Origin of the sequence: Bradyrhizobium sp. PUT101 (genome assembly GCF_052043945.1) — a bacterium.
Lineage (GTDB): Bacteria > Pseudomonadota > Alphaproteobacteria > Rhizobiales > Xanthobacteraceae > Bradyrhizobium.
This window is the reverse complement of record NZ_CP197207.1, coordinates 3050155-3069439: the sequence shown is the minus strand read 5'-3', so window position 1 is coordinate 3069439 and position 19285 is coordinate 3050155. Positions and strand designations below refer to the sequence as shown.

At 63.0% G+C, this 19285-nt stretch carries 17 protein-coding genes and 1 tRNA gene; 8 read left to right on the top strand and 10 right to left on the bottom strand.

Features of this window, described 5'->3' with window-relative positions; translation table 11 throughout:
* Positions 1–2: 2 nt before the first annotated feature.
* The 6 genes from ACSHT2_RS15115 to ACSHT2_RS15090 all read right to left on the bottom strand — a co-directional run bounded on the left by ACSHT2_RS15115 (position 3) and on the right by ACSHT2_RS15090 (position 6550).
* Positions 3–626: a FliH/SctL family protein gene (locus tag ACSHT2_RS15115; protein ID WP_440642262.1), complete on the bottom strand. Its 624-nt coding sequence runs from the start codon at positions 624–626 to the stop codon at positions 3–5.
* Positions 626–1717, bottom strand: a complete 1092-nt coding sequence (gene fliG / locus ACSHT2_RS15110; protein WP_319331474.1) for a flagellar motor switch protein FliG — start codon at positions 1715–1717, stop codon at positions 626–628. The genes ACSHT2_RS15115 and fliG overlap by 1 nt, the downstream gene beginning before the upstream one ends.
* A gap of 59 nt (positions 1718–1776) precedes the next feature.
* Positions 1777–3393: a flagellar basal-body MS-ring/collar protein FliF gene (fliF, locus tag ACSHT2_RS15105; protein ID WP_440642261.1), complete on the bottom strand. Its 1617-nt coding sequence runs from the start codon at positions 3391–3393 to the stop codon at positions 1777–1779.
* 181 nt (positions 3394–3574) lie between these two features.
* Positions 3575–3850 (bottom strand): CtrA inhibitor SciP, encoded by a 276-nt coding sequence (sciP, locus tag ACSHT2_RS15100; protein WP_002714638.1) that lies wholly within the window; start codon positions 3848–3850, stop codon positions 3575–3577.
* A 387-nt stretch (positions 3851–4237) separates the two neighbouring features.
* Positions 4238–4945, bottom strand: a complete 708-nt coding sequence (locus ACSHT2_RS15095) for a flagellar hook assembly protein FlgD (RefSeq protein WP_440642260.1) — start codon at positions 4943–4945, stop codon at positions 4238–4240.
* Positions 4946–4957: 12 nt separating this feature from the next.
* On the bottom strand, positions 4958–6550 hold the full coding sequence (locus tag ACSHT2_RS15090; protein ID WP_440642259.1) for a flagellar hook-length control protein FliK: 1593 nt from the start codon (positions 6548–6550) through the stop codon (positions 4958–4960).
* A gap of 349 nt (positions 6551–6899) precedes the next feature.
* Between ACSHT2_RS15090 and mnmA the strand changes: the two genes are divergently transcribed.
* The 8 genes from mnmA (at position 6900) to ACSHT2_RS15050 (ending at position 14027) form a co-directional block, all read left to right on the top strand.
* Complete coding sequence (gene mnmA / locus ACSHT2_RS15085) at positions 6900–8081, top strand: tRNA 2-thiouridine(34) synthase MnmA (protein WP_440642258.1); 1182 nt, start codon at positions 6900–6902, stop codon at positions 8079–8081.
* A 254-nt stretch (positions 8082–8335) separates the two neighbouring features.
* On the top strand, positions 8336–8974 hold the full coding sequence (locus ACSHT2_RS15080) for a class I SAM-dependent methyltransferase (RefSeq protein ID WP_319331465.1): 639 nt from the start codon (positions 8336–8338) through the stop codon (positions 8972–8974).
* A 216-nt stretch (positions 8975–9190) separates the two neighbouring features.
* A complete protein-coding gene (locus tag ACSHT2_RS15075) occupies positions 9191–9547 on the top strand; it encodes a hypothetical protein (RefSeq protein ID WP_440642257.1) in 357 nt (118 codons plus the stop codon).
* A gap of 306 nt (positions 9548–9853) precedes the next feature.
* Positions 9854–9930 (top strand) — tRNA-Met (locus ACSHT2_RS15070).
* A gap of 304 nt (positions 9931–10234) precedes the next feature.
* Positions 10235–10555 carry a hypothetical protein gene (locus ACSHT2_RS15065; RefSeq protein ID WP_440642256.1) on the top strand — a complete coding sequence of 107 codons (321 nt, stop codon included), beginning with the start codon at positions 10235–10237 and terminating at the stop codon, positions 10553–10555.
* The gene (locus tag ACSHT2_RS15060) at positions 10552–12498 is read left to right on the top strand and encodes a Z1 domain-containing protein (protein WP_440642255.1); all 1947 of its coding nucleotides are present in this window, start codon (positions 10552–10554) and stop codon (positions 12496–12498) included. The genes ACSHT2_RS15065 and ACSHT2_RS15060 overlap by 4 nt, the downstream gene beginning before the upstream one ends.
* A gap of 13 nt (positions 12499–12511) precedes the next feature.
* Entirely contained in the window at positions 12512–13591 is a 1080-nt protein-coding gene (locus ACSHT2_RS15055; protein WP_440642254.1) for a DNA cytosine methyltransferase, read from the top strand.
* 10 nt (positions 13592–13601) lie between these two features.
* Complete coding sequence (locus tag ACSHT2_RS15050) at positions 13602–14027, top strand: very short patch repair endonuclease (RefSeq protein ID WP_440642253.1); 426 nt, start codon at positions 13602–13604, stop codon at positions 14025–14027.
* Positions 14028–14885: 858 nt separating this feature from the next.
* Here ACSHT2_RS15050 and ACSHT2_RS15045 read toward each other — a convergent pair.
* The 4 genes from ACSHT2_RS15045 to ACSHT2_RS15030 all read right to left on the bottom strand — a co-directional run bounded on the left by ACSHT2_RS15045 (position 14886) and on the right by ACSHT2_RS15030 (position 19285).
* Positions 14886–15068, bottom strand: a complete 183-nt coding sequence (locus ACSHT2_RS15045; protein ID WP_440642252.1) for a hypothetical protein — start codon at positions 15066–15068, stop codon at positions 14886–14888.
* 140 nt (positions 15069–15208) lie between these two features.
* The gene (locus ACSHT2_RS15040) at positions 15209–16522 is read right to left on the bottom strand and encodes an ATP-binding protein (protein WP_440642251.1); all 1314 of its coding nucleotides are present in this window, start codon (positions 16520–16522) and stop codon (positions 15209–15211) included.
* Positions 16519–17232 (bottom strand): response regulator, encoded by a 714-nt coding sequence (locus tag ACSHT2_RS15035; protein ID WP_440642250.1) that lies wholly within the window; start codon positions 17230–17232, stop codon positions 16519–16521. Before ACSHT2_RS15035 ends, ACSHT2_RS15040 begins: the two co-directional genes overlap by 4 nt.
* 91 nt (positions 17233–17323) lie before the next feature.
* Entirely contained in the window at positions 17324–19285 is a 1962-nt protein-coding gene (locus ACSHT2_RS15030) for a MacB family efflux pump subunit (protein ID WP_440642249.1), read from the bottom strand.

The window sequence follows — 19285 nt, the reverse complement described above, 5'->3', positions numbered from 1 at the left end:
GCTTAGCTCCCCCTGCGGGACGCGATATAGCGTCCGACCATTTCGTCGATCTTGGCCACGATGGCGCCGCGCTCCAGCACGACACCGCCATCGGCCCATTCGATCCGGCAGTCGCCGGTGGCAATTTCCGGCTCGGCCAGGATCACCAGCCGGCCCTCGAAGCCGCTCTGCTTGGCGAGCCGCTCGATCTTCTCGCGCGCGGCGTCGTAGAGCGCATCGTTGATGCGGACGACGAGATGCGGCGTCGCGACCAGATGCGAGAAGCAGTCCTTGACCAGCGCGATGACCTCGCCGAGCGGCTCGGCGGCGACCAGGTCGGCGCACAGCTTGCGCGCCACCGCGACCGCGACCTCGACCGCCTCGGTCTCCATCCTGGTCTCGATGCTGCCGATGCCGGAGGCGACGCCCCGAATTGCGATGTTGATCTCCTCCATGGCGAGCGCGACGCGGCGGTCGCTCTCGGCCTTGGCCTCGCGCTGGCCGGCGGCAAAGCCCTGCTGATAGGCGCGCGCCTCGGCTTCCGCGACCTTCTGGGCGATCTCGGCTGCCGTCGCGGCCTTCTCGCGCGTCGCCCGCTCGGGCGCCGCGAAGTCGGTATCGAACAGGAATTTTGCCGGAGCGGCCATCAGTACACCAGCTCGTCGTCGGCGCGGTTCTTGGTCAGCATGATCTCGCCCTTGGCGGCGAGGTCCTTGGCGAGGTTGACCAGAAGCGCCTGGGCCTCGTCGACGTCGCGCAGGCGCACCGGTCCCATCGCCGCCATGTCGTCCTGGAGCATCTTGGCCGCGCGCGAGGACATGTTGCCGAAGAAGAAGTTGCGGACGTCCTCGTTGGCGCTCTTGAGCGCGACGCCGAGCTTGTCCTTGTCGACGTTGCGCATCAGGGTTTGGGCGGAGCCGGAGTCGAGCTTGACGAGGTCGTCGAAGGTGAACATCAGCGCCTTGATGCGCTCGGCGGATTCGCGGTTGTCCTCTTCCAGCGAAGTGATGAAGCGGGTTTCGGTCTGGCGGTCGAAATTGTTGAAGATTTCCGCCATCACCTCGTGGGCGTCGCGACGGCGGGTCTGCGACAGGTTGGACATGAATTCGGTGCGCAGCGTCTTCTCCACGCTCTCGATCACCTCCTTCTGCACCGCCTCCATCTTCAGCATGCGGTTGACGACGTCGAGCGCGAGCTCCTCGGGCAGGATGCCGAGCACGCGGGCGGCGTGCTCCGACTTCAGCTTCGACAGCACCACGGCGATGGTCTGCGGGTATTCGTTCTTGAGATAGTTGGCGAGAACCTCTTCCTGCACGTTGGAGAGCTTCTCCCACATGTTGCGCCCCGCGGGGCCGCGGATCTCGTCCATGATGCCGCTGACGCGCTCCGGCGGCAGGTATTGCTGGAGCAGGCGCTCGGTGGCGTCGAAATTGCCCATCAGCGCGCCCGAGGCCGACATGCGCGAGACGAATTCGAGCAGCATGTCCTCGACGGTGTCGACCTCGACGGTGCCGAGCGTCGACATCTCCAGCGAGAGCTGGCGCACCTCGTCGTCGTCGAGCAGGCCCCAGATCTTGCCGCCATATTGCTCGCCCAGCGCCAGCATCAGGATTGCAGCACGCTTCGGCCCGGCCAGCGCCTCGCTCTTGCTGCCCCCGCGGCTGCCGGCGCGCTGGCCCAGCGTGGAGATCACGCTGGTGATGTCGTTCGAATTGGCGTTTTGCAGGGAGGCGGCCATCTCAGATCACTTCTTGATTCACTTGGCAGGGTTACTTGGCAAGGCTACTTGGCTTGGGGTTATTTCGCGGGCTCGGTCAGCCACTGGCGGATGATGGCGACGGTTTCGTTGGGGTTGCGCTCGGCGAGCTCGCCGACGCGATGAACGGACTGGGCGTGGACCTGGCCCTGGATGGTGGCGACGTCGATGGCGCTGGCGGCGCCGCTCGGCAGCAGCGCCTGGCCGGAGGCCGGCGCGGCCTCTTCCGACGCGGCGGGGCCCGTCAGCACGCCGGAGATGGCGGCGGCGACCTCGTCGGAGGCGAGGATGCGCTTGACCAGCGGGCGGATGACCAGGAACAGCACGACCAGGCCGAGCAGCATCATCACGCCGAGCTCGACGAAGTACATGACGTCGTCCTTGGTGAACTGGAGCATGCCGAGCAAGCCTGAGGACTCGCCGATCGGCGCGGTGGAAGGCGCGTCGGCAAAGCGCAGATTCACGACCTCGACCTGGTCGCCGCGCTTCTGGTCGAAGCCGATCGCCGAGCGCACCAGGGTGGCGATGCTCTCGAGCTGCTCCTTGGTGCGGTCCTGGTAGGCCAGCTCGCCCTTTTCGTTCTTGGTGTAGATGCCGTCGACCAGTACAGCGACCGAGATGCGGTTGACCCGGCCGGCCTCGGTCACTTCGGTCTTGGTGGTGCGGGAGATCTCGTAATTGTTGGTCTCTTCGGTCTTCTTGCTCTGGTCCTTGGCGGCGGCGGCGGCGTTGTTCTGCTGGCTGCCGGGCAGCTCGTTGTTGACTGTGACCTGGCCGTTGTTGTCGGCGGTCATGCTCTGCTCTTCGCGGGTCTGGCTCGAGCGCAGCACGCGGCCTTCGGGGTCGAACTTGTCCGAGGTCTGGGTGACCTTGTTGAAGTCGAAATCGGCCGACAGCTGCACGCGGGCGCGGCCCGAGCCGACCACGGAGGACACGATGTCCTCGACCTGCTTGCGCAGGCGCTTTTCGAAGGAGATGCGGCGCTCGTCGCCGACCGCCTGCTCCGGATCGGTCGCCGCGCCGTCGGCGAGCAGCTGGCCGGCCTCGTCGACGATCGAGACCCGTTGCGGCTTCAGCCCGTTGACGGCGGAGGCGACGAGATGGCGGATGGCGCGGATCTGCTGGGCTTCCAGCGAGCCGCGGACGCGGACCACGATCGAGGCTGACGGCTCCGGCGCCTCGCGCGCAAACAGCGGGCGCTCGGGCAGCACGAGATGGACGCGCGCGGCCTGGATGCGGTCGATGGCGCGGATGGTGCGGGCGAGCTCGCCTTCCAGCGCGCGGAGATGATTGATGTTCTGGACGAAGGAGGTGGTACCGAGTGCGTCCGACTTGTCGAACACCTCGTAGCCGACGCCGCCGCCCTTGGGCAGGCCGCCCTCGGCGAGCTTCATGCGCAGCCGCGTGACCTTGTCCTTGGGCACCATGATGATGGAGCCCTCGTTGCGGATCTCGAACTGGATGCCCTGGCGTTCCAGGTCCTTGATGATGGTCGAGGAATCCTCGACGCTGAGGTCCGTGAACAGCGTCGTCATCTGCGGCGTGGTGACGCGCATGATGACGAAGGCGAAGAAGCCGATGAGCGCGGCGGTGACCGCGATCATCGCCCCGAACCGGGCGGCGCCGATACTCTTCAGAAAGTCCGCAAGCCCTTGCAAGCAACCGCCCCAGCAGATTCGGCTGCTTTCACCTGAAAGGCCGACTGGGCAATTATTGCCTAGGTGATGGTTTCGATATGGTTAACGAGAGTTAAGAGGTCGGACAAAACTGCATCATGAAAAAAATCGGCCTCGCGGGGCGAGGCCGATTTTCGTCAAAAGCCGCAGATTTCCGGATCGCCTACTGGCGATATTGCTGGATGCGGGTGGTGCGAAGACCCGCCAGACCGTGCTGGTCGATGGAAAACTGCCAGGAAAGGAATTCGTCGACCGTCAGGGTATAACGGCTGCAGGCCTCCTCAAGGGAAAGAAGTCCACCACGGACGGCGGCGACGACTTCGGCCTTGCGGCGGATGACCCAGCGTTTCGTGCCCGGTGCAGGCAGATCCGCGATCGTCAACGGACTGCCGTCCGGCCCGATGACGTATTTTACCCTCGGGCGATGGGGTTCTGTCATGGCGTACTCACAAACTCTCAACCACTGAACTCACGCCCGTAACCCTACGCCCCGCGGCTTAAAAATCCGCTAAGCCTAAGGGTTCAATACAATTCTCGTTGAAACTTGCGGGAACAAGGCCGTCTCGGCCGGCGGGAGACGCGATTCCGGCGGGCCAAGCGGGCAGAAGGTAAATACTTTACTAACGAACCGGACCCGAGCGCGGTGCGGCCGAGGCCCCAACCGTCGTCCCGGGGCGCGCGTAGCGCGAGCCCGGGACCCGTAACCCCAGGGAGTAGTTCTTACGAAGACTCGGGGTTACTGCCTCACGCGAAAAACGACTTCCTGGGGTTATGGATCCCCGCTTTCGCGGGGATGACACTGAATTTGTCGTTGCAGCGTTTCCCCTCAATAGGCGCTTGTCGCGATGATGCTCTTGACCTGGTTCAGCGTGTAGCTGGCACCGTCGATGGTGAGCAGCGGCGGCGACTGGGTCAGGTCGACCGATGACACCACGCCCTGTACCTGCGCGGCGATGCCGACATTGTTGTTCGCGACGTCCTTGCCCGTGGCCGAGATCGTGTACTTGCCGTCGGGCCATTGCGTGCCGTCATTGCCCATGCCGTTCCAGGTGAAGGGAATGTCGTTGCCCGCGGCGGCGGTGTATTTGCCGGTGAACACGGTCTGGCCGGTGGAATTGGCGATCGAGATCTCGACGGTGGAGTCGGTCGGCACGTTGAGATGCCAGATCGCCGCCGAGTTCGTCATGCTCGTGGTCGAGCCGTCGACCAGCGCGGTCCTGCCGACGAAGCCCAGCGCCTGGGTCGCCTGCGTGGTCTGCTGGAGGGTGACGAGCTGAGCCAGCGAATCGTTGGTCTTGAGCTGTTGCTCGACGCCGGCGAACTGCACCAGCTGCTGGGTGAACTGGTTGGTGTCGAGCGGATCGAGCGGGTTCTGGTTCTGGAGCTGCGTCGTCAGCAGCGTCAGGAAGGTCTGGAAGTTGCCGGCGAGCGTCGAGCCGGTGGTCGAGCTCAACGAGTTCGACGAGGAGGATTTCGGGATGTCGGTCGTCCCGGAGACGACGGAAGGGGCGGTGGCGGCATTCGTGGTGGCCATTTCGAATACTCCTCACACTCTGATGTCGACGCCGCCGCTCGACCCGAGCATGCGGCCGTAGCCGCGGGCGACAGGCGCGGCAGCAACGGTTTCGTCCTCGCTGACGATCAGCCGGCGGGCATTGCCGCCATTGTCGTTGTTCTGGCCGGAATTCTGGCCCGATGAATTCTGGTCGCGCAGGCTGAAGGACAGCCCGTTGCTGCCGGTCTTGAAGCCTGCATCGTCGAGCGCGCGCTGCAATTGCGGTGCGTCCTGCTTCAGCATCGACAGCGTCTCCGGCTTCTCCACCGTGAGATGCGAGGTGACCTGGCCGTTGCGGTCGACATTGATGCGGACGTCGATGCGGCCGAGCTCGGCCGGGTCGAGGCTGATGTCGAACCGGGACTTGCCGGCGCGAATGGCAGCCGCGATCTCGATCGGCACGCCGCTGATCGGCACGGCCGCATGGGTTGCCGCGGTCGCGGTGAGCGTCGCGGTCGATGCCGTGGCGGCCGAGGTCGTGTTGGTCAGCGGCGCCTGCACGGCGGACGCGGCCTGCGCGCTGGCATCCGTCGGGGCGATGGTGGCCTGCGTGCCCGCATGCGCATGCGTGGCTGGCGCGCCTTGTGCCGGATCGGCGGCTCGGTCGGCGAGGCCTGCCTTGGCGTCGGTCGCTCCGCCATCCGCCTGCGGCTTTGCGGCCTGCGGATGCGCGACCGCCGGAGCCTGCGCGGCGTTCGCCGTGCTGGTGTCCTGGCCGATATTTGAGACGTCGCTCTGGGCCTGCGTCGTTGCGGCGGCCTTGAACGAGGTCTTCGGCGTGCCCTGGCTGACGGCGGCGATCAGTCCGCCATTGGCCTTTGCATCGGTCGCGGTCGCCTCGCTCGCGCCGGCCGCGGTCTCGCCGAGCGTCGTCGTGGTGTCGGCATCGACCTCGACGCCTGCAGCCTTGGCGCTCTTGTCGCCGGCGGTGGCGGTATCGGTCTTGTTGCCGGCGATCTGCGCCGCAGTGGAGGCACTGGCGGCAAGACCTGCTGCGGCGATCGTCAGCGGCGAGGCGGCGGCATCGCCGGCCTGGCTCGCAGCCGCATTCGGATCGGCCGGAACGACGGGCGCGGCAACGACAATCGCGTTCGGATCGGGCAGGGCGGGCTGCGTCGCATCGGTCGGCACGGCGGCAGCCGCATCGGCGGCGGCAGGAGCGTCGGTGCCGTCGGTCTTGTCGCCCTTGGTCTCGTCGGATTTGTCCGTCGATTCGGCGTCCGATGTCTCGGACTTGTCCTTGATCTTGCCGCCGTCCTTGGCCGTATCGCCGGTCGCGTCGCTCTTGTCGTTCTTCGCCGGCGCAGATGTATCGTCGTTCGCCTTGTTGTGCGAAGCCTGGTCCGTGGAAGAGGTGTCGCGCGGGCTCCGGTCGGACGCGGTGGAAGATGACGTGGAATCGCTCCGGCGCGGCGCAGTATCCTGCGCCTGCGTATTGTTGCTGATCGCCTGGGTGTTGCTGTCGACCAGCGAGCCGAAAGCGTCGTTCGCGGGCGTGTCTTTCGGGGCCTGCGACCGGGCAGGCTTTTGCTGCGCGCTCTGGACTTGCACGCTTGCCACGACGTCTGACGTACGACCCACCACAGGCAACCCCTTGGAAGCAACTTCGGACAAGGGGTAGCAAGGAGCGGGCCAGCGCCCTCCATGTTGATTTATACAACAAAATCAATGTTTTGACTGTTCGGGCTCGCCGCCGGGCAACGTGCCGCGGCCCCGCCATTTCTGCCGCCCCGGCAAGAATTGCCCTAAGCTGGCTGCCCGCGTGATTGCTTCACCGGAATGCCGCCTATATTAAAGAGGTTACTCTCAGCCGCTTTCGACTTGGGCAGTCGTGCCCTTCGGGAACTATAGTTCCGGGGGATCGCCGATGCCCCGCGAGAAGGCACAGCAATCGCGGATCGCGCTACGCCGCCGTCACAACGCTCTAAGGCCCATGCTGAACAGTCTGGATCTCGAAGGCCGTCCCGAGGACACCAGGGTCGTCGTCGCCATGTCGGGCGGAGTCGATTCCTCGACGACGGCTGCGCTGCTGAAGGCGGAAGGGTATGACGTCGTCGGCATCACGCTGCAGCTCTACGACCATGGCGCGGCGACCCACCGCAAGGGCGCCTGCTGCGCCGGGCAGGACATCCACGACGCCCGCGATGTTGCGGCCAAGCTCGGCATTCCCCATTACGTGCTCGACTACGAGGACCGCTTTCGCGAGTCGGTCATCGACAATTTTGCCGACTCTTACGCGCTCGGCGAGACGCCGGTGCCGTGCGTCGAGTGCAACCGCTCGGTCAAGTTCCGCGACCTCCTGAAGACCGCGCGTGAGCTCGGCGCGCAGGCGCTCGCGACAGGGCATTATGTTGCCTCGCGCCGCCTGCCCAATGGCTCGCGCGCGCTGGTCTGCGCGGCCGACGCCGACCGCGACCAGAGCTACTTCCTGTTCGCGACCACGCGCGAGCAGCTCGACTTCCTGCGCTTTCCGCTCGGCGACATGACCAAGCCGCAGACGCGCGAGCTCGCGCGCCGCTTCGGTCTCGCGGTCGCCGACAAGCACGACAGCCAGGACATCTGCTTCGTGCCGACGGGCCGCTACACCGATATCATCACGCGGCTGCGTCCGAACGCGATGGACCCCGGCGACATCGTCGATCTCGACGGACGCGTGCTCGGCCGGCACAACGGCATCGCCAATTTCACCGTCGGCCAGCGCCGCGGCCTCGGCATCGCTTCCGGTTCGCCGCTGTTCGTGGTGCGGCTGGATGCAGCGCACCGCCGCGTCGTCGTCGGTCCGCGCGATGCGCTGAAGATGCACCGCATCAGCTTGCGCGACGTCAACTGGATCGGCGATGGCGACATCGACCGCGCGATCGGCGGCGGCCTCGAGATGTTCGTGCGCGTGCGCTCGACCCGCAGCCCGCAGCCGGCCTGGCTGCGCGGCGGCAATGGCCATTACGAGGTCGAACTCGTCGCCGGCGAGGAAGGCGTCTCGCCCGGCCAGGCCTGCGTGTTCTACGACGCAGCCAGCGGCCAGGCCCGCGTGCTCGGCGGCGGCTTCATCCAGAGCGCCGCGGCGAAGGTCGGCACGGCCACGTCGCGCCCGCTCGCGGAAGTCGTGCGCGGCTGATCATTATGAGATACGACCGCACTCTCGCGACACCGGAGGTGCGCTCCCTCTCCCGCTTGCGGGAGAGGGTTGGGGAGAGGGCTGTCTCCGCCATCGATATATCGCGAGCGGAAATAGCCCTCACCCGTCACGCTCTTGCGAGCGTGTCGACCTCTCCCGCAAGCGGGAGAGGCTCAGACCGAGCGGGGGGCGAGGATCGGCATCACCAATGACCGTCATTGATCAATAAGAGTTTCGCGCAAGGGCAGGGGGGCATGGCAGCAGACATCTCGCGGGCCGGGGTCGAGAAGGCCTATGGCCGCTGGGCGCCGGTCTACGATCTCGTGTTCGGCAAGGTGTTCGACGCCGGAAGGCAGTCGACCATCGCGGAGGCCGACCGCATCGGCGGCCGCATTCTCGACGTCGGCGTCGGCACCGGGCTTTCGCTCTCCGACTATGCGCGCACCACGAAGATCTGCGGCGTCGACATTTCCGAGCCGATGTTGCGCAAGGCGCAGGCGCGCGTGCGCGCGCTTCGCCTCTCCAACGTCGAAGTGCTCTCGGTGATGGATGCGAAGAACCTCGCCTTCCCCGACAAATTCTTCGACGCGGTGGTCGCGCAATATGTCATCACGGCCGTGCCCGATCCCGAAGGCACGCTCGACGAGTTCGTCCGCGTGCTCAAGCCCGGCGGCGAGCTGATCCTCGTCAACCACATCGGCGCCGAGAGCGGCCCCCGAAAGCTGTTCGAGCTCGCCTTCGCCCCCATCGCCCGCCGCCTCGGCTGGCGCCCGGAATTCCCCTGGGCCCGCCTCGAGGGCTGGGCCGCCAGGCACGGCGGCATCACCCTCACCGAGCGCCGCCCCATGCCGCCGATGGGCCATTTCTCGCTGATCCGCTACCGCAAATCGTAGCGGGCGAGGCTGGCGCGCAGCCAGGCAGACGGTGTGCTCCCTCCCCCGCGAGCGCTGGAGGGTTGGGGAGAGGGCTGTCTCCGCACGCGATATCTCGCGAGCTACTCCGGCAATGACAGGGCCATCGCGGAAGCTCGTCAAATTTGCCGCAGTCCAACCCCGATCACATCGCACTCCGGCCGGGAACAGGCCGCCCGCGGCGCGCGTTTCCCTCCCATGCGCACGACATCAAACATCATTCTCGCCGGCCTCCTGATCGCCGCCTCAGGCGCAGCGATCGCGCAGGCTCCGCCCGCCCCGGCGACGCCGCCGCAACAGACCGCGCCGCCATCTTCGCAACACGCGGCCAACTGCACCCCGCAGGACCGCCCGAATCGTCAATCGGACGGCACCACGACCGGCCAGTCCCGGGAACTGCTCGGCGACCAGCTGGCCAAATCCGACGGCGTGCTCTGCCCGCCCTCGGGCATCGACCCCGAGATGCACGCGCCGGCCCCCGACACCGGCGGCAACACCCCCGTGATCCCGCCCCCCGGCAGCCCCGGCGGGGATCCCACGGTGAGGCCGAAATAGGTCGTTTCGCATCCCCAAGCTCCGTCATGCCCGGGCTTGTCCCGCCTGCGCGGCCGAAGCCGCTTCGGCGAGGCGAAAGCCCGGGCATCCACGTTCTCGGGCTCGCGAATGAAGGCGTGGATGGCCGGGACAAGCCCGGGCCATGACGAACCCTTTGAAAAGAAGCTGTATTCACGAGGCAGCTCGTCCCGGCCCAACCTCGGCGAGGGCGGAAAAAGGCGGCCCGCTTTGCTTGACTTCCCGTCGCCCCCTTCCTTATATGCCGCGCGTTCGCGAGATCGGCCGTTCCGCCGTTCGCGACCCTGTGGCGGGGTAGCTCAGCTGGTTAGAGCACGGGAATCATAATCCTGGGGTCGGGGGTTCGAGTCCCTCTCCCGCTACCAAATCTGATATTACAGCGCCATCTTCCTCCGACGATCTTCCCTGCGCCTAGCCCCCCTAGGGCAGGTTCTTGCCATGTGGAGAGCAGCATCACCTCCTCTTACGGCCCGGCTCGTTAGTAGGTCTAATTGCAGCGCTCAACCGCGAATTGTACGTTATTATTCATGGCGTACGATCGATTCGCGTTCATTGATGGCGATAAGAAAACAAGAGTTTTACGAGGGGGCCGCTCTTCACCTGATCATTAGGTCGGGTCGTGTGAAGAGTATTCGGTATGACCCTCCCTTCTTCTTACTGAACGAACGAATGATTGTGTTGCTCAAGTACAGCACGAAGGTGCGGTCGCCGTGGGGATTCACATTCACTGAAGACGAGCAGCGACAACTTTCGTTCATGTCGCACAAACAACGAACCGTAATTGGTCTTGTCTGCGGGTCGGATGGCATCGTTGCGCTCCCCTACGGCTCCTACTTAACAATCGCCTCGATGCGAGCGGCTTCTGCCTACGTCGCCTGCTACCGCGATCATGGTGAGCATTACGAAGTCAGCGGCCCGGATGGACTCCTAAAGCGCAAGGTTGCGCCTTCAACCTGGCAGCGCATTTTAGAAGATGGGACGGAGCAATGAAGCATAGTGAGCAGGTTTTGAAATTACTGCGTAAGCAGATTGGCAATGATAGCGAAGTTCAGGAAATCCAGAGAACCGCGCAAGAAGTAGTCAAAAAGTGGATCAACCCACTCAGTGGCGGCGTGGAAGAGATCAATGGGTTGGTTTATGGATTGGTGCAAAGCGGAAAGACAGGTGTCCTGTCGGTTACCGGCGCAATGGGCGCTGACGAAGGCTATCGGACTCTTATCATCCTAACGTCGGATAGCGACCCGCTTTATGACCAGACCCTGGGGCGAGTACGCGAAGCGTTCCCAGGAATTGATATCATTGGCAAGTCTGAATTCAAGGACGTGGATGCCTTCCTGCAGCGGATCAAGGGCGGAACGTGCGCAATTGTCACGACAAAGAATTCACGATTGTTGAAGACCCTGATCGAGAATTTCTACAAGGGGAACGTCAAAGGTCTAAGCTGCCTCATAATAGATGACGAGGCAGATCAGGCGAGCCCAAACACCAGAGCCAGTCTTGATGATGGCACGCTAAGTGCCATCAACGAAAGAATCACTGAGCTGCGCACGTTCTTCGCGAAGAATACATACTTGCAAGTGACTGCGACTCCGCAGGCCTTGTTTTTGCAGCCGACAGGGCACAGCTTTCGGCCAAAATTCACGGTGCTGAGCCATCCCGGTAAAGACTACGTTGGGGGAGACGATTTCTTTTCAGACGAATCGAAGCTTGTCAGAGAGTTCGACCTGAATGATATCGCTGCTATCGCGCCCGGACCACAGCCTGCTCCGGCCCAAAACCTGCCGACATCGCTCCTCAGGGCGCTGGATACATTCCTCATCGGCGCAACGTTCAAGCGCGCTAAAGATGCCGATCAGAACTGCGCATTCCTGTGCCACGTCAGTACGCGAACCAGCGACCACAAGCATATCGTGGATCTTTTGAGGACATATAAGACAAAACTCGCGCGGGATCTTGCTGTCGGACGGCCGGCCATTATAGCCCGACTGAGGGCTGCGTACGACGATCTGGCGTCAACACACGAAGGTCTGAGAAGCAGTTCGTTTGATGAGCTTGTCGAGGGAATCAAGTTTTTCTCACCAGGAATTGCGGTAAAGCTTGTGAACGGTGAGACTGACGAAGATGTTGAGGTTAGGTCTCCCTATAACCTCTTCGTCGGAGGGAATAAGCTTGGTCGGGGCGTAACGATCAAGAATCTTTTAGTGAGTTACTATGGAAGGCATCCGCGGCGCCCCCAAGCAGACACAGTGCTTCAGCACGCTCGCATGTATGGATACCGCCGGAAAGACATTGGATTGCTTAGACTGTTTCTTCCTCGTCAGCTGCACATTGTGTTCAAAGCTATCAACAAGATGGAGCAAGGGCTTCGCGACCTAATCGCGAAGAAGTCAAATGAAGAGTTCCGTGGCCTCTATGTTGAGAGCGGATTGAGCGCAACCAGAAGGAATATTTTAGTGCCTGGCGCTGTTGGCGTCTATTCGGCGGGCAGCAATTACAATCCCGCCCAGGTACTGCGCGATAAGTCAGTCAATGGACAAACTCAGAAAATCGATAAGCTGCTGGAGTCTATTCGGGACCAGTCATATTCAGAGATGCCAATCGACGCGATCAAGCAGCTCATATCGCTGACACGGCCGGACGAGACTGAAGCCGAAAACGTTTGGAATGCTACAGCCGTGGCCTCATCGATCGAGCAGTTTGCTAAGGTCAGAAAAGAAGAGGCCGGTTACGTATACGTAGACAGGGATCGCGGGCTTCAGGAACGTCGCCGTGAGACTCAAGGAATCTTGGATGGTGGGGAAATAAGTCGGGTGCCCGCCGACAAGATTGGCCTCTTCATGTTACGCATTCGACCCAGTCGAGGAGGGCAGGCGGCGTGGTGGCCGCAAGTTCGCTTTCCCGACGGTAGCTATGCATTTGCATTTTCGTTGTGAGTCTGAACTGAGGATGAAAAGCCAAGAGACACAATCCAGCAAAGCGACCGCAATCGATCTCTTCTCGGGCTGTGGCGGACTCACAGTTGGACTGAAGCAGGCAGGATTTGACGTCTTGGCGGCAGTTGAAGTCGATCCTCTTGCTGCTGAAACGTATAGGTCTAACCATAGTGATGTCGTACTTAAGGAAGGCGACATACGGAGCGTGTCGCCGTTGCGGTTGCTGCGCGAGCTAAACTTGAAGAAAGGTCAATTGGATTTGTTGGCGGGTTGTCCCCCTTGCCAGGGCTTTTCGTCATTGCGTACGCGTAATGGTAACAGACGTAACAGAGATCGTAGGAACGATCTGGTAGGTCAGATGCTCAGGTTCGCGAAAACGTTCGAACCTAAGGCGATCATGATGGAAAACGTCCCCAAGCTTATCCAGTACGGGCCGTTCAAGCGACTATGTCAGAAACTTGTCGAACTCGGCTATGAGGTTGATGTTCAAATCAAGGATGCTGCCCGCTACGGTGTTCCGCAGAGAAGGCGCCGGCTTATTCTTCTAGCCGGAAAGGGATTCGCGGTGCGGGCGGCCGCCGAGGCTCGAGTCGTGCGAACTGTCCGCTCTGCAATCGGAAATCTGAAGGAGGCTGGAAAATCGAAAGATGCGCTGCATGATCTTCCTGAGAAGCGCCGCAGTGAAAAAATCCAGCAGTTAATTCGCGATATTCCTAAGAATGGTGGGAGCAGGACCGACTTGCCGGAGGATCGGCAGCTACCTTGTCATCAGAAGAGTGATGGCTTTCGAGACATCTACGGAAGGATGGCTTGGGATGAGGTGTCGCCAACGATTACTGGCGGCTGTTTCAATCCTTCCAAGGGAAGATTCCTTCATCCGGTGAAGAACCGTGCCATAACGATGCGAGAGGCCGCGTTGCTTCAGACCTTTCCCAAGCGATATCGATTTTCTGCGAGAGCAGGTAAGGAAGCGATTGCACTGATGATTGGCAATGCTCTGCCTCCTGAGTTCATTCGTCGACACGCTCTTGTCATCATGAAGACTCTGCGCTCTGTGAAACGTACGCAACGTGCATCGATTGCGCATCATTAGACAATAGTCCATGTCCGATGTTTTTTCTAAGCGAAAGCGCTCAGAAATCATGTCTAGAGTGCGGAGCCGTGGCAATCTTGCGACGGAGCTTCGTTTGATCAACGTCTTCCGCCAATGTGGGGTGCGAGGATGGAGGCGAAACCAGAGGATTTTTGGAAAGCCCGATTTTGTCTTCTACGACGGAAAGTTGGCGGTCTTCGTCGACGGTTGCTTTTGGCATGGGTGTAAAGTGCATCAGAGCATTCCAAAATCAAACGCTGCTTTCTGGGCAAATAAGATAGTCAGAAATGTTCGACGCGACGCTGCAGTTCGAAGAAAGTTGAATAGTCTTGGGTGGAGCGTGCTCAGGGTATGGCAGCACGATCTTCGCAACCCTAACAAAGTGGGGAGGCGGGTGAGTCGAACGTTGGCGCGGTTGCGGTCCAACAAGAACTGAGCTTCAGGGCAAATGTGCGCCACTGAACGCGAGTGTGCCCTTTGTTTGGTCCCGAGTTCTGCTGTTCAGCGTTAGCTATCGGCCGCGGCCCGTCGGGCAAAACACCGGCCACCCCGTCAACCCCTCCCCGCAAAAGTATTCCACTTTACCGAAATTCTGATTTGCCGTATATCCCGCCCATCCCGGCTCATCCTTGAGGGGCGATCGTGTGGTCGTCATGTTTCGCGAGCCGGGCTTTGCGGTGGACGCGGCAGCGTCGGGCGCGAATGGCCGGGGCAGGGCGGATTGCTCTCCGTGAGCCCTGGGCATCGCGCGGACGAACGGCGCTGCTAGGCTTCGTCTCGCCTGTAAGTTTCCGGCTCCGTCGACAGGGCTGGGAAAACTGCGGCGAAATGGCGGGCCGTGCGTACGGCAAAACCGTGTGGTCCTGGCCGTCGTTGCTACGGTCAAGCTCTTGCGGATGCGGCAGCTGCGTCAACCGGCGCGGTGCCGGTGAATTCCGCGGGAGTGAGGGAGGCCAGAAGGAACTCGGCTCCCGGGAGAGCGCGGCATAAGCCGTCCGACCATCGCGCAGGGAAGGCCGAGTGATTGGCACCACCTGTATGCTGCTGTGCGGTCTCTTTGCGCTACATTTTCGCGCAGCAGACCGCGGGTGCGAGGTCAGCACCCGGCCTTCCCTGCGCCCTCTCGGTTCAGAGGGCGGAGCGATCGAGCAAATCTCGGGCGGATTGCGCCGCGAGAGCGCGAAGCCATGGCCGCTGTCTGAGCCGCTGCCTGACGACCGAGGCCAGCCGCGGGTTCGCCGGTCGATCGTGCAATGACCGTCGGTCCCGCCGCGCGTGCCGCTAGGCGCCGAACTCATCGAGTGATGCGCTGCAGAAATTCAGCCTCCGCTTTGATCTTTGTCAAGAAACGCCAGGGCTGCGCGCCGATGCCGGTGATGTCAATGGAGGGTGTGATGTTCTGCCGCCGCAACATCGTGATCGCGATTGCGCTCCTGATGGCGATGCCTGCCGCCGTCTCTGCGCAGACGTCCGACAAGCCAGCGGCCCCGAGCACGACGATGCAGCCGACGAGCTCCTATCCCGGTGCGGATGCGCATGTCGTCGGCATCCAACCGGTCACGACGGATTTGACTGGGATGCGGACGGCATCGAGGATACACCCCCGGCAAGGCAGCTTCAGTCGTGGCTACGGTCCGCACTGGAAAGCAGCAGGCGGACGCGAAGACCCTTCGGTTCATTGTCGAGCAGCAGCAGGGTTCCGCCATGCGCGGTCACGATCGCCTGCGTGATCGAGAGGCCGAGGCCAAATCCCGCCGTTTCATCCATGGTGCGGGCTTCTTCCCCTCGCACGAAGGGCTCCAGCATCGCCGCCTTCCTCTCATGGGGTATTCCAGGGCCGTCGTCGACGACGTCGATGATGATCTGGTCTCCGGAGATCAGGAGCTCGACGCCGACTTCGGTTCCGAAGCGAGTGGCGTTTTCGACCAGGTTTGTGACCGCACGGATGATTTCGTCCGGCCGGACGATGAATGCGGCTCTGTCCGGACCAGCATAGTGCACCGCGTGGCCGCTGTCGGAAAATTGGTCGCAAACCATCTGGAGCAGCGCGGCAACGTCGACCAGTGTCGGTCTGGCAGCGCTTTCACTGCGCAGCAGCGAGAGCACCGACTCGAGCATCGACTGCATCTGATCGAGGTCGCGTACGGTCTGGGTACGCTGCGCTGGATCCTCGATGTATTCCGAGCGTAGCCGCAGGCGCGTAATCGGGGTGCGCAGGTCGTGGCTGATGGCGGCCAGCATTCGACTTCTGTCGTTCATCAGTGCAGTAACGCGTTCGCGCATCCGGTTGAGCGCTCTCGCCGCGGATTTGATTTCCTCCGGGCCGTTTTCAGGCAACGGCGCGGACGAGCGATTCAGGCTGAAGTCCTCCGCCGCGCGCGCGAAGGCCGACAGGGGCGAGCTGAGCGCGCGGCCGGCCCAGACGCCGAGCAGCGTCACGCTTGCCACCAGGAACAGGAGCGTGCTCGTCCAGGCGCCGCTCACGAAGGCAGGCATCTTGAGTGTCCCGATCGTCGCCTCGAGCACGTCGCCATTTGCCAAATAGAACCAGAGGCGATTGTCTTCCGGTGTGGAACCACGAATGAGATCGACCGGGCCTTCGATAGCGGAGGGGGCCAGGCGCATCCGCTCTGGCGATGGAGCGGTGGAGGCGGAAACATCCTTTTTCAGTTGCAGCTTCAGCGCCGGAAAGGCCCGGCTGACGTTTTCAAGGACGAGATCTCGCTCTCCCTGCGGCGTATTGGCGACGATCCTTGCAATCAGCTCGAACTGCTCCACGGGGCTGTCCATCAGAACGCTCGGCCGGTTGAGCAGAAAATATCCGGCAATCAGCACATGGATCAGGATCAGCGACCCCAAAACCAAGGCTGCAATCTGGCCGCTGATCCGCCTGAAGCTGAACAGCGCGACGATATCGGCGGCGCGGATCATGCTTCCTCCACCACCGGCGTGAAGATGTAGCCGCCGGTGCGGACGGTCTTGATCACGGACGTGTCCTGGGTGCGGTCGAGCTTGCGGCGTAGCCGGCTGACCAGCACGTCGATGCTGCGGCCAAAGTTGCCGCCGGGCCGGCCGCGCGTCATGCTCAGGAGATTGTCACGGGTGAGGATGCGGCCGGCCCGTTCGCAGAAAGCTTGCAGCAGATCGAACTCGGCGCTGGTCAGCGGCACTTGCGCGCCCTCGGGGTCGCGCAACTCCCGCAAACGAAGATCGATGATCCAGCCCAGGAATTTCAGTCGCGTCGCCGCGCCGCCGGCGGCATGGCCGCTCGCCCGGCGGCGCAGCACGGCGTTGATCCTGGCGAGAAGCTCGCGCGGGTTGAACGGCTTCGGCAGATAGTCGTCGGCCCCCATCTCGAGACCGAGGATCCGGTCGAGATCCTCGCCCTTCGCGGTGAGCATGACGATCGGCGTCATGGATTCCATGCGCACGCGGCGGCAGAGGCTCAGCCCGTCCTCGCCCGGCAGCATCAGGTCGAGCACGATCAGGTCCACCCGGTTCTGCGATAGATGCCGTTCCATCTCCCTGCCGTTCGTGACCAGGTGGACCGCGAACGAATGCTCACGCAGATAGCGCGCGATGAGGTCGCGGGTCTGCCGGTCATCCTCGACGATCAGGATGTTCTGCGTGTCGTTGGTCATGTTTGAGATCGCATCGGGGGTGCCGATCATTGATGGATTTGCGGACGATTGTCTCGCCCGAAGAACTACGGTCATGTTTGCAATCCTACGGTCAGTCACGGCTCAATGCCACCACGGGATCCAGGAAGGCGGCGCGGCGGGCGGGGAAGAAGCCAAAGGCCACCCCGATCCCGGTCGAGGTCAGGAATGCCGCGCCGATCGAGAACAGCGAATAGCTGACCTGGAAGCCGGGCATCGCAATATTGACCACCGTTCCGAGCAGGATCGCGACGAGGATGCCGGCGATGCCGCCGATGGACGAGATCAGGGTCGCCTCCACCAGGAACTGCTGGAGGATGTCGCTGCGTCTGGCGCCGACCGCCATGCGCACGCCGATCTCGCTGATCCGTTCGGAGACGGACACCAGCATGATGTTCATCACGCCGATGCCGCCGACGACCAGCGAGATCACCGCGATCGCCGCCACGAGGAACGCCAGCGTCTGCGTCGTGCTGGTGATGGTGCGGCGGATGTCGTCGGTGTTGAGGATGACGAAATCCCTGGTATTGTGCCGCTGCGTCAAGAGCGTGGTGACCGCGTCCTGAGCCAGCGTGGTCGAGATCTCGTCGCTGATCCGGAGCAGGATGCTGCGAAGCGAGCGGTCGCCCGTGAACTGCGCCTGCACGGTGGTATAGGGAAGATAGACCGAGAGGTTCTGGTTCGAGCCGAAGCCGCCCTGCTGCTGGGCGATGACGCCGACGATGCGGCAGGGCACCTTGCCGAGCCAGATGACGCGGCCGATCCCCGAGTTCTGGTCGTCCGCGAAGAAGGTCTTGCGGGTGTTGTCGTCGATGACGACCTGCCGCTCGATGTTGCGCACCGCGTCGGAGTCGAACAGGCGGCCTTTCGCCAGCTTGGCGCCCTTGACCTGGAAATAGCTCTCGCCGACGCCGTTCACGAGCACGTTGGACTCGCTGCCGCGATAGCGCACTGTCGTGCTGGTCGAGACCGTCGGTGTGACTCCGGCAATGAAACCCTGATGGCCGAGCGCGCGGGCATCGCCGAGGACGAGCGTCTTGATCTTGCCGGCGCGCGCGTCGCCAAAATCCTTGCCCGGAAACACCTCGATCGTGTTGGTGCCGAGACTCGAAATGTCCGACAGCACCTTGCGCTGTGAGGCGTTGCCGAGCGCAACCACGGAGGACACTGCGGCGATGCCGATGATGATTCCGAGCATGGTCAGGAAGGCGCGCAGCCGGTGCGCGGCCATCGCCACCAGCGCCATCCGCGAGGCTTCCCGCAGGCGCCGCAACGCGCCGGGCCAGCCGGCGCTCCTGTCCCGTGAGGCCCGAGACGCCGCAACAGCCGGCGCCGATGCGCCTGCGGTCTCGGTGCGGCGATCGGAAACGATCCTGCCGTCGCGCAGCTCGATGGTGCGCTCGGCCCGCGCGGCGACATCGGCATCGTGGGTGACGATGATGATCGTCCGTCCCTCGCCGTGCAGCTCCTTCAGGATCTTCAGGACCTCCTCGCCGCTGCGCCGGTCGAGCGCGCCGGTCGGCTCGTCCGCCAGGATGACTTCGGCGCCGTTGATCAGCGCCCGTGCGATCGAGACGCGCTGCTGCTGGCCGCCCGACAGCTGGTTCGGGCGGTGGCCGCGCCGGTCGTCCACACCGAGCCTTGCGAGCAGCTGCTCTGCGCGCGTGCGGCGCTCCCGGGTCTTCATTCCGGCATAGATCGCCGGGATCTCGACGTTCTCGGCGGCGGAGAGGTCGCCGAGCAAATGATAGCGCTGGAAGATGAAGCCGAAATGCTCGCGCCGCAGCGCCGCCAGTTCGTCTGCGTCGAGTTCGGAGGCGTTCTTGCCGGCGACACGATATGTGCCGGAGGTCGGGCGGTCGAGGCAGCCAAGAATGTTGAGCAGCGTCGATTTGCCTGATCCGGACGAGCCGATGATCGCCACCATCTCGCCGGGCTGGATGCTCAGCGACAAATCGTCGAGCGCGACCACGCGCGTGTCACCGGCCGAGAATTCCCGCCTGACGTTCTCGAGGGCGATGATCGGATCGGCCAT

Excerpts from the sequence above, each read along its gene's own strand:
- ACSHT2_RS15115 (WP_440642262.1), bottom strand. The coding sequence starts at position 626 with ATGGCCGCTCCGGCAAAATTCCTGTTCGATACCGACTTCGCGGCGCCC.
- fliG (WP_319331474.1), bottom strand. The coding sequence starts at position 1,717 with ATGGCCGCCTCCCTGCAAAACGCCAATTCGAACGACATCACCAGCGTG.
- sciP (WP_002714638.1), bottom strand. The coding sequence starts at position 3,850 with ATGACAGAACCCCATCGCCCGAGGGTAAAATACGTCATCGGGCCGGAC.
- ACSHT2_RS15095 (WP_440642260.1), bottom strand. The coding sequence starts at position 4,945 with ATGGCCACCACGAATGCCGCCACCGCCCCTTCCGTCGTCTCCGGGACG.
- mnmA (WP_440642258.1), top strand. The coding sequence starts at position 6,900 with ATGCTGAACAGTCTGGATCTCGAAGGCCGTCCCGAGGACACCAGGGTC.
- ACSHT2_RS15080 (WP_319331465.1), top strand. The coding sequence starts at position 8,336 with ATGGCAGCAGACATCTCGCGGGCCGGGGTCGAGAAGGCCTATGGCCGC.
- ACSHT2_RS15075 (WP_440642257.1), top strand. The coding sequence starts at position 9,191 with ATGCGCACGACATCAAACATCATTCTCGCCGGCCTCCTGATCGCCGCC.
- ACSHT2_RS15065 (WP_440642256.1), top strand. The coding sequence starts at position 10,235 with ATGATTGTGTTGCTCAAGTACAGCACGAAGGTGCGGTCGCCGTGGGGA.
- ACSHT2_RS15060 (WP_440642255.1), top strand. The coding sequence starts at position 10,552 with ATGAAGCATAGTGAGCAGGTTTTGAAATTACTGCGTAAGCAGATTGGC.
- ACSHT2_RS15055 (WP_440642254.1), top strand. The coding sequence starts at position 12,512 with ATGAAAAGCCAAGAGACACAATCCAGCAAAGCGACCGCAATCGATCTC.
- ACSHT2_RS15050 (WP_440642253.1), top strand. The coding sequence starts at position 13,602 with ATGTCCGATGTTTTTTCTAAGCGAAAGCGCTCAGAAATCATGTCTAGA.
- ACSHT2_RS15040 (WP_440642251.1), bottom strand. The coding sequence starts at position 16,522 with ATGATCCGCGCCGCCGATATCGTCGCGCTGTTCAGCTTCAGGCGGATC.
- ACSHT2_RS15035 (WP_440642250.1), bottom strand. The coding sequence starts at position 17,232 with ATGACCAACGACACGCAGAACATCCTGATCGTCGAGGATGACCGGCAG.
- ACSHT2_RS15030 (WP_440642249.1), bottom strand. The coding sequence starts at position 19,285 with ATGGCCGATCCGATCATCGCCCTCGAGAACGTCAGGCGGGAATTCTCG.